Raw genomic sequence first — 15,207 nt, 5'->3', positions numbered from 1 at the left:
TGAATCCTTTTGAGTAGGTAAAGCGTATTAATCATAAATACCTATTTATTTCTTTCCTACTCATTCTATTGCAACTATCCTACCCTTTTTCTTCCCTTCAACATGGCTCAATGAATAGCGAAAGTCTAATGGCTTTTCTTTTTCTGGCTTTTAAAATTTATAGTAGTTGGAGGGAAATCTATGAAAGCAATCGTGTACAGCAAATATGGCAGTCCTGATGTTCTTACGTTAAAAGAAGTTGATAAACCCACTCCTGCAGACAATGAAGTTCTCGTTAAAATTCATGCTGCATCCTTAAACTTTGGCAACTTAGTTCTTCTAAAAGGTGAACCTTACCTAGCCCGTTTAGCTTTTGGTCTTTTTAAACCTAAGTATCCCATTCCTGGTGGCGATATAGCTGGAGAAGTAGAAGCAGTTGGGAAGAATGTTACCTTATTTCAACCTGGTGACCCCGTATTCGGTGACCTTTCAGGAAGTGGTTGGGGAGGATTCGCTGAATATGTGTCTGTTCCCGAAACCTCACTTGTCATGAAACCTTACAATTTGTCGTTTGAAGAAGCTGCATCTGTTCCAATGGCAGGTGTTACAGCCTTACAAGGTATTCGAGATAAAGGAAAAATAAAGCCTGGTCAGAAGGTTCTTATTAATGGTGCCTCAGGTGGAGTCGGAACATTTGCTATTCAACTTGCCAAATTATTCGGATCTGAGGTTACAGCGGTGTGTAGTACAAGAAACGTAGACATTGCGCGTTCTATTGGTGCAGACCATATAATTGATTATACGTTAGAGAATTTCACATTAAAGCCGCAAAAGTACGATTTAATTATTGGAGCAAATGGCTCTCATCCGATTTCTGCTTATAAACGAGTCCTAAAGCCTAATGGAATTTTTGTTCATATTGGAGGGGCAGAGTCGCAAATGTATCAAGCTATCATGCTTGGACCATGGATTTCAATGACCGAGGGTAAGAAGATGGGAAGTTTTCTTCATAGACCAGCACGTAAAGACCTCGTATTTTTGAAAGAGCAAATTGAGGCAGGAACTATAAAACCGGTAATTGATCGAAGGTATCAAATCAGTGAAATCCGCGATGCTTTCCGGTATTTTGAAGAAGGACACTCTCAAGGGAAAGTTGTTATTTCGATTTGATTATAAGCAGAAGAAAAGTGACTGCCTAATAGTAGCAGTCACTTTATTATTTTTTAATCTTTGCCTGTGGACATCTCTTCTTCAGGATATCCATAAACTCGTCCCGGTCTTTTGGTGAGATTAGTACAATGTTATATTGTCCATATTGGATTTCAAGCCTTTTTAGTGACAGTGCCGGACTAGACAAAGGATTCACCGTTTTCTTTACTGACTTTACAGAATGTAACGGTACAATCTTCTTAAAAGGTCCGTATCGAACGATAAGTTCATTTTCCGTTAACACGTAGTAAGTTGATAGCCAAAGCCAGATAATACCCGCTGGTAGGAGAATTGTCATTAAGCCTGTCATGATATTCTCACCAACATTTGCTGGGTTCTGTATGATGGAATACACTCCACTAATAGATGCGAATAACATTGCACCCCATACAATAATTGTTAACCACCAATCTTTTTTTGATGGAAACTTCATATAATCACCGCCATAATTGAATGCTTTCACTAAGAATACGATTTACCTTGTTGATAGGTTTCACTCAATTAGTTACTTGGTTCTTTTTTTCCTTTCGAATAAAAAGCAATAAATAGATTCCCATACAGATTGAGAGTGTCAAACTCGTCAAAATCAACTTTGTTTCCTCTTGTAAATTCGTCATATTAAATAGGATCTCTTGCACAATTAATACAATCGGAAGAATGATTGATATCCAAGTTTTACTCCAAATCGAGATGCCTACAAAAATGAAGATTGAAATCGTAATAGCTATTGTTCTCCCCAAAGAATTAAACACAATTGTAGGTGTATCAACCAATCTATTAAGAAAGATTAGTGCAATAAATAAAGTAATTGGGGTTAAACCGAGAATAAAGAACAAAGTCCATTCTTTTGCCTTCGAAATATCTGTACTTGAAACGTACTTAAAAGATGATGCAGTTAAAAAGAGAAACAAAATATAAATTAGCGGATAACCAATTAACTCCAGTACAGAATACTCTAATTCTCCTTTTATCGCATCACCCATTATGATGTACGCAATTACACCTAGAGAAATCAGACCCATATATTTCAATACACCTAAAAGATCAAATGACATCTCCTCGGATAAAGAGTTCATATACTCTCTTGGAGACATACCAATAATATCATCCACGCTTTTTCCGTTTTTTTCTGCCTCATTAAGATGATCTTCAAGTTCTTCAATCATGTCTTCTATTTCTTGTTCGTTTTTTCCACTAGAAACTAAATACACTCTTACATTCTTTAAAAATTCTTGGCTTTCCTTTGATAACGTCACTTCGCACCATCCTCCTTTAAAAGTTGATTCACACTTTCAGAGATATTGCTCCACTTCTTCTTAAACTCTTTTAATTCCTCATATCCCTCTCTTGTCAGCGAATAATATTTGCGTTTAGGTCCTCCCGACGGAACTGTTTTAGAAGTTGTCGTCACAAGGCCTTCTTTTTTCATCCGTAGTAACAATGGATAAATACTCCCTTCACTTACCATAGTGAAACCATTTGCCGATAATTTTTCAATCATCTCATAGCCATAGGTTTCACCTTTCGAAATAATTGATAAAAGACAACCCTCTAAAATGCCTTTTAAGATTTGACTAGATGACAAGTGTGCCCCTCCTTTCTACCAGGTTTTAAACTAACTTGCAAAACAAGATAGTTATATAAAAAAATAACCTGCTAATCGCTATAAATTTACATTGAATACATATTTAAACTATATTGTATTACATGATAGTAGGTAATAAATATAGCAAAGTAGAAACTACTTTGTATTACAAGATAGTTAAAGCTTATCATTTATTCCCCTTATGTTCAAGAGGGTTTTACATAAAACTAACAATTATCTACCAAAATAAAATGAAAGGACGTGATCAATTGAATAATGGAGTAGTGATTGAAGAACTAAATACCTTGCTACGTGGTACATATATGGGAATACGTTCCCTTGAGCACTATATTCAAAAGGTTGAGGATGAGGGCTTAAAACATACCTTTCAATCGATGCAGCAAGAGACGAAAGAAAACGCCCAAAAACTCGCGGAACGGATTCAGAATCTCGGTGGTGTTCCAGCTGATGATGAAGGTTTCTCTGGTTCCATGCATAGTTTCATGCATAAGATGATGCTATCCGATAATGAAGAAGCAATTTTAGAAGATGCATTAAAAGGCTTTGATAAATATGGTGTTGAATATTCGGAAGAGCTAGTAAAAGGTGACCTAGATCCAGAAAGCCGACGTCTGGCCGAAGAAGTAATTGATACAAGTCGTAAACACGCAGAACAAATCCGGTTAATGCTCTATTAAATGGTAAAGGTGCAACTGTGTTTGGTTGCACCTTTTTATGTTGCAATTACGCTTTAGCAATTCGCGAAATTATGTTATATTTATCGCTTAAAACATATTAGATAACTTTCCGCTATTTAGCTGTCTCTGTTTCAGTAGGCATACCTGCCCTGAGTAATGCTTTACTGCCCAATAAGAAGAACCCTAGAAAGAACATCAAAATTCCAGTCCCAATAAGTAGCCATTCAATATCAATAACATCTGCGATTGGGCCAAAAATAAGCATTCCAATTGGCATCATTGAGGTTGAAATCATGCCGAGAACACCGAAAACTCTACCCAAATAGTTTTCTTCCACTTTTTCTTGTAATAAAACAGTTGCAGGGGTGTTGAAGATTGGCATAGCAATTCCGGTCAATCCCATGAAAAACAAGTAAATCCAGAAAACCGGCACAATACCTAATGCAAAAGTACAAACACCGAACCATAGACTCGCTAATGTCATTGTGTGAATTTTATTATTAAAGCCTCCCCAAGCAGCAATAACTCCACCGCCTACCATCATTCCAATTGAGAATGTAATTTCGATTGCAGTTAGTCTCCATACATCATCACCGAAGCTACGTGTTACTTGTAATGGAGTGAGAAACGCCGCAGGTGCCATTAATACAAAGAAGACAGCGAAAAAGATAAAGAATGGCTTTAGAAAGTCATGATTGTTAATGTAAACAAGCCCCTTTTTAAAATCAGCAAAATAACTTACTTTTTCGGTTTGAACTGCTTTTGCATGTGCCTTCACTCGTAAAAATACCAATAGGATAAAGATAGCAATTGCTGCTGTTATTACATCAATAAAGAATATCACTTCTAATGTGGAAACTGTTAATAATGCTGCACTTATCATTGGAGCAACAAGAGTAATTACCGCTTGAATACTACCATTTATACCATTTACTTTTGTGAGTTTATCCTTTGGGACCAACTGAGGAAGAATCGCACCTACGGCAGGTGTTTGGATACCTGTACCAATTGCCCTAATAGCAGACATTAGAAAAAGTAGCCAAATCGCATCATACCCCATTAAAAATAAAATTGCCAAAACTAAAGTAGAAATGGCAATTAATGAATCTGCCAATACAATAAGCAGTTTCCGATTATATCGGTCTGCCCAAACTCCTGCAAAGGGAGATAAAAAGAATGTTGGTACAAATCCACATATAATGGATATTGTCATCATAATTCCAGACTGAGTAGTTAATGTTATGTACCACATAATAGCGTACTGTACCAAGGCAGATCCAAATAGAGATATTGCCTGCCCTCCTAAGAAGAGGGAGATATTTTTTACCCATTTATCATCTAAATGTTCATTTGTTTTCGTCATAGTTTTCTTCCTTTTTACATTAGTGTTCAAATTAATTTAATTATTGCCGAATTCCTACTGTTTTTTTCCGAATTAATTCAATTAGTGCCGGATTATCTATCCAAAGTGTCGGATTAATTGCTTTTCTTCCCGAAAAACTGAAAATAACCTAGCCCCTCCGTCTTTCCGGCATATATTTCAGCCATTTTTTTAACCTATGATTACATATCACATAACCCATACAACCTATACCCGCAATACCGATTGAAAAGTATTGAATCATGCTCACCTTCGTATATATACCTGCCATAATCCCAGCAATACCAAACAAAGTTAGAAGGAATAACTGACTTTTATAATTTTCATACATGGTAAACTGAAACTGGCGCCTCTGTTCGGTTTCCTTTAACTCTGGTAACTTCTTTGGCGCTTCTAAAAACTCGTTGACCGAATGGAAGATTTTAAATAATGGTTGAGATTGAATCCATTGCCAAATAAAAGACCATTTTTGGTTACCTTGTTTGTTCAGCCATTTCATAAAGACAGGCTTAGCAAAATCAATTAGCTCTTCGTCAGGAGCTAAACCTACTAAAATACCTTCAATAGTCACAAAAGACCTACCTAGGAAAACAAATCGAGTTGGCACCTGAATTGGAAGTGATTGAATTATATCATTCATTTCCAGTTTCAACGCGATTAGATCCATTTCTTTTACTTGAGTTAGAGGGTTGGACATTACTTCTCTTACAAGTAACTCTACTGTTCTTCGGTCCGCATCTGGAAGTAAGAAACCCAATTGAACTAAGCATTCAACAGCCTTGGAATAGTTTTTTGTTAGAAAACTCTCAACTAACCCTTGAAAATAGGTTGCATCTTTTTTGGTAATTTCTCCAACCATTCCGTAATCTAGTAGAATAATTCTACCTTCCTGTGAAACTAGGACATTTCCTGGATGAGGATCCGCATGGAAAACGCCGGGTTCTAACCACTGTGGAAGGAAAATCTCAATAAGATGTTGTGCTAACTCGACGTTCTTACCGCTTTCGGTAATCTTTACTCCATCTACCCATTCCATCACCAATACCTTTGATGTACTTAGTTCTGGGTAAGCCTCTGGAATTTGTACAACACCGGAATCCTTATAACGTTCCTTAAAAGATTGCAGCGTTTGTAATTCCTTTGTGTAATCAAGCTCACGTTCAATTACTTGTTTTAACTCGGCGAATAATACGTTAAAATTTATAAACCCCTTTGGAACAGGTACAAAATGGTCTGCAAACCAAATAATAATCTTCAATGTCCTAAAATCGGTTTGTACAATTGACTCAATAGTAGGGCGTTGAACCTTCACAGCTACCACTTGCCCATTTTTCAAAACTCCTTTATACACTTCGCCGATAGAAGCAGAGGCAATTGCTTCTTCGTCGATAGATTGTAAGTGTTCATAAATGGAGGAGTTCCATTCCTTTTGAAGGATGCTTTCGATTTCCTTCCAATCTGAAGGAGGTACCTTATCTGTTAAATCCTGTATCTGTTTAATAAAGGTAGGAGGTAGGAGATCACCTCGCGTGCTTAAGATTTGACCAATTTTTATCAACAAGCCTTCTAATTCAAAAAGGGTCTTGCGAAACCTTCCGCCGATGTTCCCCCAGAGAATAGCCCACTCTGCATCTGACTTCTTTCGCAGCTTAAACCAATAGATTTGAATAAAAACAACGAACGCCAGCTTTAACACTTTAAACATCCGGACAAATTTATTGCTTGTTTTCATCATGAATCCTCATTTCATGTATAGTGAAAAAGCATTCCTTCTTGCAGTGAAGAAATGCTTTTGGTCAATTACTTTACGATGAGTCCACAGCCTTCTAATACATCCTGTTGTAAATTATGCTGCAAAAAATAGCAGTTTTCATTTTCAAATACAATATTTTGTTCAGGGTCTTTATGGGGATTACAAAATGGGCAGTTTTCATCGTATGACATTTACTTCAACTCCATCCTTACAAGTTTTAAAGATTTTTGTTACTAAATAAGTGTAACTATCATATAAACCGTTCCTACCAAAAGAAAACCTAACGCAGTATAAACAATCCGTTTTCCTATCCTTTCTAAAAAGAATAGATTCACCAGTGAGAAATAGACGATAGCTGATCCTACTATAAAAACTATGAATTCTTTAAGATAACTTGGTTTTAATTTATAGTCGTGATTAAAATAAATCTCCTTATTTTCATTAAGTGTTAATGGCATTGTAAATATACTCAACGCTAATCCAAGAAAGATAAGTACCCCTGAAATATTTAATACTGTACGAACTGTTCGTTGTTTTTTCAACTTCACTTCTCTATGTACAGAAGGAGTATAGTTTACCTGCAAATAAATCACCTCACGAAAGTCTTTTATTACTTTTACGTATGTAATAATAATAAGTTTCAAAATCAGGCCTGTTTTTGGTTTTTTTTAGAAAAAGTTGCTTACACTATGTGTTACAGGAGGGAAAAGTCCATGCAAAAACGTAAGACAAACACTCATGATACAAATCAACAATTTAATACAAATGATACATATGGTGTCTTTTCTCAAGAAATGGAGATTGATTCAGATATTAATGAAGACCAAAACCGCGAATTGCTTTTAGATGAATCGGTTGATGCTTTTATTGAAGATAAAATGAACCAAGAAATGAAAGATAAGCTACAAACAAATTCAAAACCAAGAGAACTAGAGGATTGATCTAAATGTTCGTCGTCTCGGTAATGATCGTAGATATTATAGCAAGTTGGAAATGGGGAGATTGGCAGAATTGGAAAAAATATCAGTCATCCATTTTGTATTTAATCACCTGTGACCTTCTTTATAATTTTCTTACCTATAATCATCCATTGTGGGAATATGAGCCCACTTTTTTATTACCCAACCATACTATTATCAGTATTTTTGCAATGTTTATCGCCTATCCCGCAATAATGCTTATCTATTTGGGAAGATACCCATCTACTTTCGGAAAATCCGTTCTTTGGATAGGTTTATGGACAGTATTGTGGTCCTTTTTTGAGTGGGTAGGTAGTGTGTTTGGTGAATTTTCATATCATAACGGTTGGAAATTAGGCTGGAGCATATTATTCAATATCGTACTATTTTCAATGGTACGGTTACATTATAAAAAGCCCCTACTAACATATGTTTTATCGGTCCTTGCTACTCTTGCACTTTTACATATATTTGATATTCCCATATCTAAAATGAAATAAAGGGTTGCAAGCGCAACCCTACCGATTAAAGGATTTCAAATGTTTGAATATAACAGTCATCTTCATCAAAAGTATTTGTTTGTTCCTCGTATTTAATCTCTAACTTCTGATATGCCTTTTTCCAAAATAGGACTGCAGGTTCATTTTTCACTAACTCGATTACAAAGTATTTCCCTTTTTTCAGTGCAAACAATTCTTTTAAAAATAAAAGCGGATAACCTTTTCGACGATATTTTTTAAGAATAAATAGATCATTAATGCTATAATCATACTCTTTCTTCAAGAACGGTCTTTCTAATAGCAATAAAAACCCAACAATGGTTTCTTTATCTTTGAGGTAATAGGGTGTCAGCCCTTCACCTTCCCAAATCGTATCAAACGAATCAAATTCGAATGAGCCATTTGTTGATAGTTCCAGGCTATTTGTATGCTCCGACAGATCGTGAAGATATAACGAATATAAGTTTTGTAAAATATGTTTTTCTTCTGGATTTATGACTTGAAGTGACAATGTCATTGTTAGTACCTTTCTATATTAAACTCGATTTAAGTGTGTATCTTTGAAATTCGTTGGGTATTTCAATCCATACCCCAGCATACGGTCCATTCCAATATGGGACGAAAGAATAAGACCAATTGCCAACAATGATTGGTTAGTAAGCAAGACACCGAGCAGAATAATTGCAACAGCAATGATATATGTATGAAAGAAATTATATAAAACAGCACCTACTTTAATTGAAATCACATAACCTAATGCCGACAAATCAGGCGTGAATAATAAAAGGAAAAATAGAAGCCAACTATAATCATTTATGAAATAAAAATAAAGACTTAAAACAAGAACCGCAAATCCTTCCAAATGGAGCAAGATTTTATTCATACTTATCCTCCTTAGCAATTAATTAGACTCTTACAGAAAATAATGAGCTCTGTTTAAGTAATGCCCCTGCTTTTTCAAGAAGCTCTTCCTTTTGAACAAGAGCAATTCGGACGTAACCTTCTCCTTCATTGCCAAAAGCATTACCAGGTGTCACGACAATACCCGTTTCATCTAGTAATCTGTAAGCAAACTCTGTCGATGAATAAGGTGCAGGTACCTTTGCCCAAAGAAACATCGATGCTTTTGGTGCTTCAACTTGCCACCCCGCTTCACAAAGACCCTTCACTAAAATATCGCGACGCTGTTTATAGGTGTCTCTTAATTGCTCACTAAACCCTGATGAATTTTTCAAAGCTAGAATTGCTGCTTTTTGTATTGGTAAAAACACTCCGTAATCAAGATTAGATTTTAAGCGGTTTAATGCATCAACTATTACTGGGTTACCGACAATATATCCAATCCGACAGCCTGCCATATTAAAGCTTTTTGAGAGTGAGTTAAATTCGACACCTACCTCTTTAGCACCTTCTACCGATAGAAAGCTAACAGGTTTTTCATCATAATAGATCTCTGAATATGCAAAATCATGTAGAATGACGATATTATATTTCTTGGCAAACTGAATGACTCTATGAAAGAACTCTTCAGTCGCTAGAGCTGGGACAGGATTACCTGGGAAGTTTAAAATCATCAACTTTGCTTTCTCTAAAATCTCCAAAGGTATATTCTCTAAATCTGGTAAAAAGTGATTTTCTGCTTTCAAAGGCATTCCATAAGGAGTTGCGCCGGCAAGCGTAATCCCTGCAGCATAAGCAGTATAGCCTGGATCTGGAACAAGAACAATATCACCTTGATTCGTGAGAACCATTGGCAAATGTACTAGTCCATCTTGTGAACCCATTACCATTAGCACTTCGTTTCCCTCTTCAACCACTACCTCAAACTGTCTACGATAATACTCGGAAATTGCTTTATGTAAGTCTGCTGTACCAGTTAAGGAATAGCCATATAAATCAGGATTTTTAGCCTGTTGTGCAAGCTCGTCCATAACATAAGCAGGTGGTGGTAAATCAGGGCTCCCTATGCTTAAATCAATAATGTCATGTCCTGCTTGCTGTTTTCTTTTTTTATAGCTTGATAGTTCATTAAAAATAGATTCTTGGAAATTCAACATTTTTGAAGACAAAGTTATATCCACGCTGCCACCTCTTTTTTAACTATTAAAGCTATTTATATTATAGCAAAATTTTGAATTTTTAGTGGAGAAAATCTTTATATAGATGGTTTCCCCCAAATGAGGTGTACAGCATTTAACATATAGCTTTCCCGCTTAATAATTGATAATGGAGATTCATCTACGAGTTTTAGTATGTCTCGATTCATATGACATCCATTTCTTTTTAGAAAAAAGGGGTCTGTCTTATGTTGAAGCCATGCAAACATAGAATTGGTGCTTATTCCATGTTCAAAAAGGAGAACTTGCCCGTCGTCTTTACACCAGCTGGACAGCCGTTGCAGAACTTTTTCTGGATTTGGGTACGAACAAAGAGAAAGAGTTGATACAACTATATCAAACGATTTTTCTGGGAGAACAATTTCCTCCACGTTACCGATCTGAAATTCAACGTCTAGTCCCTCCCCTCGAGCAGTTAGCCTAGCTTGCTCAATCATTTCAGGACTGAAATCCACAGCAGTAATCTTTGATGCTTTAGGATAGTATTGAAAGTTGGCACCTGCTCCTACAGACACTTCTAAAATGGTGCCTTTTGCTCCTTGCAATAGCCTTCTTCTCATTTTTTGATCACTTGATTGCTGTTTTGCTCTTCTCGCATATTTCCCTGCTTGCTTATTAAATAGTTGCACCTGTCGATTGATTTCCATGCAATACCTCCTTTAAATACTTATAGAATTTCCTGACGACATTGTTATTTTTCGATAAGGTTGAAGTATACTCAGGCAAACGCAAAACCACGTTATACCAACTAAATATCCTCCAAGTACATCTGTTAGGTAATGCTTCTCTAAAACAATCTGGCCAAAACCATTGAACAGAATAATAGCTGTAAAAATAAAAATAATTCCATTTTTAATGAATCGATCCTTCATCTCATTTACTACTATATATAGAAGAAATCCAAAGTATAATAATGCTTTAACAGCATGGCCACTTGGGTAGCCATAGGATATCAGTGTGTCCCCCATTCCCCAAAGATCCACATAAACAACATCTCCCGGACGCTCCCGTTCAATACTGATTTTCATAATAAACGTGATTAACACACCACCACCCATAATTACAAAAAACAGGATCAGTTGTCTGAATGAGTTTCTTCGGAGAAGTAACCAAATCATGATAAGAAAAGAAAAAATAACAAGTGTTTTTGTATCCGCCAAAAAAGTAATACCTCTTAAAAATTTCTCTAAATAGATTGAATCTCCATCTGTTAACCAGCTGCTAAAAATTTGATCCAGTCTAGAAAACTTGTCGGCAACCACAAATAGGGAAAAAATGAAACTTAAGATGGCAAACCATACTGAAAGATAGAGTAATGGTTTGTTAACTGTTATGATAAACGCCTCCCTTCTTATCTACAAAGGTAGTATATGTATATGTTCAGTACACTTAAAAAATCATGTAATGACTTCTCAAGGTCTCCTTTAGGTAACATATTTACGTAATATATAGGAAAAAGTTTCAAACGAGGTACATTTCTCATTTATACTGTATATTTTCCACTTGCAAATACTACTTTTATATGATAAATTATGTCACATGAAACAAATGACCATTTTTCTCATTTGGTCATTTTGAAATGAGGTGGTCGAGTGGCAATTGATCGAAGACAATTAATTCTAGAAGCTGCGACAAAGTCGTTCTCTTTATTTGGATATAAGGCAACAACGATGGATCAGGTGTCAAAGCTGGCAAATGTCGGCAAGGGTACAATCTATACCTTTTTTAAGAATAAAGAGGAGTTATTTGATGAAATCATCAGTACGCTTATCAAGGATATGAAGGCAGTTGCAGAAGAAGCGATTGAACCAACTGGTACGTTTTCAGAAAATGCAAGCCGGGTTTTATACAAGCTATTAGAATTCCGCAAATCACATCAATTAACAATCAAGCTTTTTCAAGAAGAAAGAGATATAGGAACACCGGCAGTTGTTGAGGTAATACAACGTGTTGAGCAAGCTATTATCTCTTATATGAAAGAAATTATTCAAGAGGCAATTAACCGTGGAGAAATAATCCAGTGTAATCCTGAAATAACAGCATTTGTCATGTTGAAAATGTATGTTTCATTAATTTTTGATTGGGAACAAAGCCATGAACCTCTTGATAAGAGCGAGATATCAAATTTATTTCACTTATATTTCTTTAACGGATTAGCCAAGTAAGTATTCTTAGGGTTCTCTTATAAAGGGCACCCTACTCATTTGCATTAAAATGACTAAATGAACAAAACAGTCAATACATCAGGAGGTTACACCATGAAAAGGTCATCCTTTTTAGCAGAATTAAAATTTATCCTTTCAAACCGTAAAGTTCTCATTCCGATTTTGGCCGTCGCTTTTGTACCTGTGCTATATGCAGGTATGTTTCTATGGGCCTTTTGGAATCCATATGAACATATGGAAGATTTGCCAGTGGCTATCGTGAACGATGATAAAGGCGCTGATTTTGAGGGGAAATCCCTTCAACTTGGAAAAGAGCTTTCTGACAAACTCGGAAACAGTGAGGAGTTTGATTTTCACATAGTTTCAAAAGAGGATGGATATGAGGGGCTTGAAAATCGAGAATATTACTTATTAGTTGAAATCCCAGAGAATTTTTCAGCTAATGCAACTACGCTACTTGATAACCAACCTAAAAAGCTAGAAATGACATATGTTCCAAACGAAAGTACTAACTTTCTTTCTTCACAAATAGGTGAAACAGCAGTAAAAGAAATTAAAGCCGAGATATCTAAAAACATCACGTCAACATATGCAGAAACAATGTTTGGCAAGGTACAAGAGTTAGCAGATGGATTAGATCAAGCAAGTGACGGTTCAAACCAACTTTCAGATGGTGTGACAGAACTCAATAACGGCTCTAAAACATTGCGTGAAAACCTGGAAGTGTTAGCATCAAAATCAATTGAATTTAAAGATGGTATGAACAGTGCAACTTCAGGTTCAAATGAGTTAGCAGCAGGTTCAGATCAAGTGGCAGCAGGACTTGGAGAAGTCAACTCAAAACTCCCTTCCCTTATTGAGGGAACAGATAAAGCACAAAATGGAGTAGAGCGTATGAAAGAAGAGCTCCCTTCCCAGATTGCTGATGGCATTTCTAAGCAATTAGAAGGAAGTGTAAGTAAAATCAATGATGGAATTGATCAGCTTGAAACACAGTTATCTGATGGTCTGTCGACTCAATTGACTTCAGGAATTGTAAGTGGCTTATCAGAAGAATTAGCAAAACAAACTGTAACTACACAGTCTACTCAATTGGAGCAAATTAAGAATGCACTTATCGCAAATCATATTTTAGACGAAGATCAAGCTACTGCTTTTGTGAATCAGGTAGCTAGTAATTCACCAACACAAGAACAAATACAACAGCAATATAAGGCTCAATTGACTAAGCAATTGGAACCACAAATTACTGCAGGTGTTGGCCAAGGAGTGAATCAAGGCCTTACTCAATTTAAAACATCTCTAAACGAACAGTTACTATCTTCTACATCAAGTTTAGAGGCTCAGCTAAAAGAACAAACAGCACCTTCCTTTAATCAGTTACTTGCTAGCCTTGAACAAATTAATAAAGGTGAACTTGGTTTACAGCAAGGTATTCAGGATTTATACTCAGGTTCAGTTGACCTAAGCAATGGTGCGCATGATTTAACAAAAGGAATGGATCAATTAGCTTCTGGAGCAACACAACTTCAGGGTGGATCTGAACAACTTGCAGAAGGTTCAAAGGAACTGGAAGCTGGAACAGGTAAACTTAAAGACGGCTCAACCGAATTGGCAGATAAACTTGCTGAAGGTGCATCACAGGCAAACTCGGTTCAAGCAGATGATGACACATATGATATGATGGGAGAACCTGTTACCGTTAAAAAAGAAGAAATAAATAAAGTACCAAACTACGGAACTGGTTTCGCACCATACTTTATCTCACTTGGTTTATTTGTAGGTGCCCTTTTAATCTCAATCGTCTTTGCATTAAAAGAACCAGTAGTAAGACCGAAAAATGCACTTCAATGGTTTGGTAGCAAATTTGGCGTAATTGCCATTGTCGGAGTAATCCAAGCTATTTTAGTAGATGGCATCTTATTAATTGGATTAAAAATGGAAGTAGCAAGTCTACCTCTATTTTTCCTGACATCAGTTATCACAAGCTTTGTGTTCTTAACACTCGTTCAAATGCTTGTATCAATGTTCGGTGACCCTGGTCGCTTCCTTGCAATTATTGTTCTTATTTTACAATTAACAACAAGTGCTGGTACATTCCCACTTGAATTAATTCCAAATGCATTGCAACCAATTAATGCATTATTACCAATGACATATTCCGTTCAAGCATTTAAAGCGGTTATCTCAAGCGGTGACATCTCTTATATGTGGCATAACAATGCGATTTTACTATCATATATGGTAGCTTTTGTTCTCATTACAATTAGCTACTTTGCAGTTATGATGAAACGTATGAATCGTGTTGCACCTGAGAAATAAGACATCGTTAAGGCGTGAATTCTGTTTGGAATTCACGCCTTTTTGTTTAGGCTCTTTACTATTGTGTTGTTGTTATTTGCCTTTTTCCTTGGAGAGTGAAGGTACAGAGTTTGGTGATTTCTGCTCCTGGCACTCGCTTTCTGCGGGCGGACCGTGAGCCTCCTCACTGAAATGCTGAAGCGGCTTGCTCAGAAACGAGGAAATTGACCGCCAATAACGCCACGTCCTGTGGCGATGGCGGCACTAGCACATCCTGTGCGTCGGAGACTCCGACAAAAGAGGCGTCTTTTGCCTTTGACGGAGGAGTTGAAATTTCTCGAGTTTCTAGCCGCTGAAGCTGGACAAGTCGCAGGCTCCTGCGGGGTCTCACCTGACTTGCACAAGATGTGCTGACGTCTACGTCCGCCACAGGACGTGGCGGTTTTTAGTAGACGATCCGATCCTTTTCCCGCAGGACTTTGAGAGGCTTCCTTGAATTCTCCCACGCACGAAGAAAATGCAAAGCATTTTCGAGGAGTCTCGTGCCATGCGCTCCAATC

18 protein-coding genes are annotated in these 15,207 nt (G+C 36.6%); 6 read left to right on the top strand and 12 right to left on the bottom strand.

The window, feature by feature from the left end:
* Positions 1–180 precede the first annotated feature (180 nt).
* On the top strand, positions 181–1,149 hold the full coding sequence (locus AB3M96_RS00550) for an NAD(P)-dependent alcohol dehydrogenase (protein WP_412965600.1): 969 nt from the start codon (positions 181–183) through the stop codon (positions 1,147–1,149).
* Between the two features lie 46 nt (positions 1,150–1,195).
* On the opposite strand, the gene AB3M96_RS00545 is transcribed toward AB3M96_RS00550, so the two are convergent.
* From AB3M96_RS00545 to AB3M96_RS00535, 3 genes are read right to left on the bottom strand one after another with little or no spacing between them, the layout of a single operon-like run.
* Complete coding sequence (locus tag AB3M96_RS00545) at positions 1,196–1,651, bottom strand: PH domain-containing protein (protein ID WP_412965599.1); 456 nt, start codon at positions 1,649–1,651, stop codon at positions 1,196–1,198.
* 34 nt (positions 1,652–1,685) lie between these two features.
* Positions 1,686–2,444 carry an HAAS domain-containing protein gene (locus tag AB3M96_RS00540; protein ID WP_412965598.1) on the bottom strand — a complete coding sequence of 253 codons (759 nt, stop codon included), beginning with the start codon at positions 2,442–2,444 and terminating at the stop codon, positions 1,686–1,688.
* On the bottom strand, positions 2,441–2,773 hold the full coding sequence (locus tag AB3M96_RS00535) for a PadR family transcriptional regulator (RefSeq protein WP_412965597.1): 333 nt from the start codon (positions 2,771–2,773) through the stop codon (positions 2,441–2,443). Before AB3M96_RS00535 ends, AB3M96_RS00540 begins: the two co-directional genes overlap by 4 nt.
* A gap of 251 nt (positions 2,774–3,024) precedes the next feature.
* On the opposite strand from AB3M96_RS00535, the gene AB3M96_RS00530 reads away from it, so the two are divergent.
* The gene (locus AB3M96_RS00530; RefSeq protein ID WP_412965596.1) at positions 3,025–3,471 is read left to right on the top strand and encodes a PA2169 family four-helix-bundle protein; all 447 of its coding nucleotides are present in this window, start codon (positions 3,025–3,027) and stop codon (positions 3,469–3,471) included.
* Between the two features lie 112 nt (positions 3,472–3,583).
* Here AB3M96_RS00530 and AB3M96_RS00525 read toward each other — a convergent pair whose 3' ends face one another.
* The 4 genes from AB3M96_RS00525 to AB3M96_RS00510 form a co-directional block, all read right to left on the bottom strand.
* Positions 3,584–4,834, bottom strand: a complete 1,251-nt coding sequence (locus tag AB3M96_RS00525) for an MFS transporter (RefSeq protein WP_412965595.1) — start codon at positions 4,832–4,834, stop codon at positions 3,584–3,586.
* A 148-nt stretch (positions 4,835–4,982) separates the two neighbouring features.
* Positions 4,983–6,584: an ABC1 kinase family protein gene (locus AB3M96_RS00520; RefSeq protein ID WP_412965594.1), complete on the bottom strand. Its 1,602-nt coding sequence runs from the start codon at positions 6,582–6,584 to the stop codon at positions 4,983–4,985.
* A 68-nt stretch (positions 6,585–6,652) separates the two neighbouring features.
* Entirely contained in the window at positions 6,653–6,796 is a 144-nt protein-coding gene (locus AB3M96_RS00515) for a hypothetical protein (RefSeq protein WP_412965593.1), read from the bottom strand.
* 42 nt (positions 6,797–6,838) lie between these two features.
* On the bottom strand, positions 6,839–7,249 hold the full coding sequence (locus AB3M96_RS00510; protein WP_412965592.1) for a hypothetical protein: 411 nt from the start codon (positions 7,247–7,249) through the stop codon (positions 6,839–6,841).
* 69 nt (positions 7,250–7,318) lie between these two features.
* Here AB3M96_RS00510 and AB3M96_RS00505 point away from each other — a divergent pair, with 69 nt between their 5' ends.
* On the top strand, positions 7,319–7,546 hold the full coding sequence (locus AB3M96_RS00505; RefSeq protein ID WP_412965591.1) for a hypothetical protein: 228 nt from the start codon (positions 7,319–7,321) through the stop codon (positions 7,544–7,546).
* A 5-nt stretch (positions 7,547–7,551) separates the two neighbouring features.
* The gene (locus AB3M96_RS00500; protein WP_412965590.1) at positions 7,552–8,064 is read left to right on the top strand and encodes a CBO0543 family protein; all 513 of its coding nucleotides are present in this window, start codon (positions 7,552–7,554) and stop codon (positions 8,062–8,064) included.
* 25 nt (positions 8,065–8,089) lie between these two features.
* Here AB3M96_RS00500 and AB3M96_RS00495 read toward each other — a convergent pair whose 3' ends face one another.
* The 5 genes from AB3M96_RS00495 to AB3M96_RS00475 all read right to left on the bottom strand — a co-directional run bounded on the left by AB3M96_RS00495 (position 8,090) and on the right by AB3M96_RS00475 (position 11,341).
* Entirely contained in the window at positions 8,090–8,581 is a 492-nt protein-coding gene (locus AB3M96_RS00495) for a GNAT family N-acetyltransferase (protein ID WP_412965589.1), read from the bottom strand.
* 18 nt (positions 8,582–8,599) lie between these two features.
* Positions 8,600–8,947, bottom strand: coding sequence for a DUF4260 domain-containing protein (locus tag AB3M96_RS00490; protein WP_412965588.1), 348 nt, complete (start codon positions 8,945–8,947; stop codon positions 8,600–8,602).
* A gap of 22 nt (positions 8,948–8,969) precedes the next feature.
* Complete coding sequence (locus tag AB3M96_RS00485; RefSeq protein WP_412965587.1) at positions 8,970–10,145, bottom strand: LL-diaminopimelate aminotransferase; 1,176 nt, start codon at positions 10,143–10,145, stop codon at positions 8,970–8,972.
* 74 nt (positions 10,146–10,219) lie between these two features.
* Positions 10,220–10,828, bottom strand: a complete 609-nt coding sequence (locus AB3M96_RS00480; RefSeq protein WP_412965586.1) for a class I SAM-dependent methyltransferase — start codon at positions 10,826–10,828, stop codon at positions 10,220–10,222.
* A 12-nt stretch (positions 10,829–10,840) separates the two neighbouring features.
* The gene (locus tag AB3M96_RS00475; RefSeq protein WP_412965585.1) at positions 10,841–11,341 is read right to left on the bottom strand and encodes a phosphatase PAP2 family protein; all 501 of its coding nucleotides are present in this window, start codon (positions 11,339–11,341) and stop codon (positions 10,841–10,843) included.
* Positions 11,342–11,773: 432 nt separating this feature from the next.
* Here AB3M96_RS00475 and AB3M96_RS00470 point away from each other — a divergent pair, with 432 nt between their 5' ends.
* Positions 11,774–12,346 (top strand): TetR/AcrR family transcriptional regulator, encoded by a 573-nt coding sequence (locus AB3M96_RS00470; RefSeq protein WP_412965584.1) that lies wholly within the window; start codon positions 11,774–11,776, stop codon positions 12,344–12,346.
* 93 nt (positions 12,347–12,439) lie between these two features.
* A complete protein-coding gene (locus tag AB3M96_RS00465) occupies positions 12,440–14,668 on the top strand; it encodes a YhgE/Pip family protein (protein ID WP_412965583.1) in 2,229 nt (742 codons plus the stop codon).
* Positions 14,669–15,207: the final 539 nt, after the last annotated feature.

The organism is Ferdinandcohnia jepli (assembly GCF_047246645.1).
Taxonomy (GTDB): domain Bacteria; phylum Bacillota; class Bacilli; order Bacillales; family Bacillaceae_L; genus Ferdinandcohnia.
Note: the sequence above shows the minus strand (reverse complement) of the source record. Positions and strands in the feature narration are given on the sequence as shown.

Coding starts and splice junctions, on each gene's coding strand:
- AB3M96_RS00495 (WP_412965589.1), bottom strand. CDS start 8,581: ATGACATTGTCACTTCAAGTCATAAATCCAGAAGAAAAACATATTTTA.
- AB3M96_RS00505 (WP_412965591.1), top strand. CDS start 7,319: ATGCAAAAACGTAAGACAAACACTCATGATACAAATCAACAATTTAAT.
- AB3M96_RS00525 (WP_412965595.1), bottom strand. CDS start 4,834: ATGACGAAAACAAATGAACATTTAGATGATAAATGGGTAAAAAATATC.
- AB3M96_RS00480 (WP_412965586.1), bottom strand. CDS start 10,828: ATGGAAATCAATCGACAGGTGCAACTATTTAATAAGCAAGCAGGGAAA.
- AB3M96_RS00465 (WP_412965583.1), top strand. CDS start 12,440: ATGAAAAGGTCATCCTTTTTAGCAGAATTAAAATTTATCCTTTCAAAC.
- AB3M96_RS00490 (WP_412965588.1), bottom strand. CDS start 8,947: ATGAATAAAATCTTGCTCCATTTGGAAGGATTTGCGGTTCTTGTTTTA.
- AB3M96_RS00500 (WP_412965590.1), top strand. CDS start 7,552: ATGTTCGTCGTCTCGGTAATGATCGTAGATATTATAGCAAGTTGGAAA.
- AB3M96_RS00515 (WP_412965593.1), bottom strand. CDS start 6,796: ATGTCATACGATGAAAACTGCCCATTTTGTAATCCCCATAAAGACCCT.
- AB3M96_RS00550 (WP_412965600.1), top strand. CDS start 181: ATGAAAGCAATCGTGTACAGCAAATATGGCAGTCCTGATGTTCTTACG.
- AB3M96_RS00520 (WP_412965594.1), bottom strand. CDS start 6,584: ATGAAAACAAGCAATAAATTTGTCCGGATGTTTAAAGTGTTAAAGCTG.
- AB3M96_RS00530 (WP_412965596.1), top strand. CDS start 3,025: ATGAAAGGACGTGATCAATTGAATAATGGAGTAGTGATTGAAGAACTA.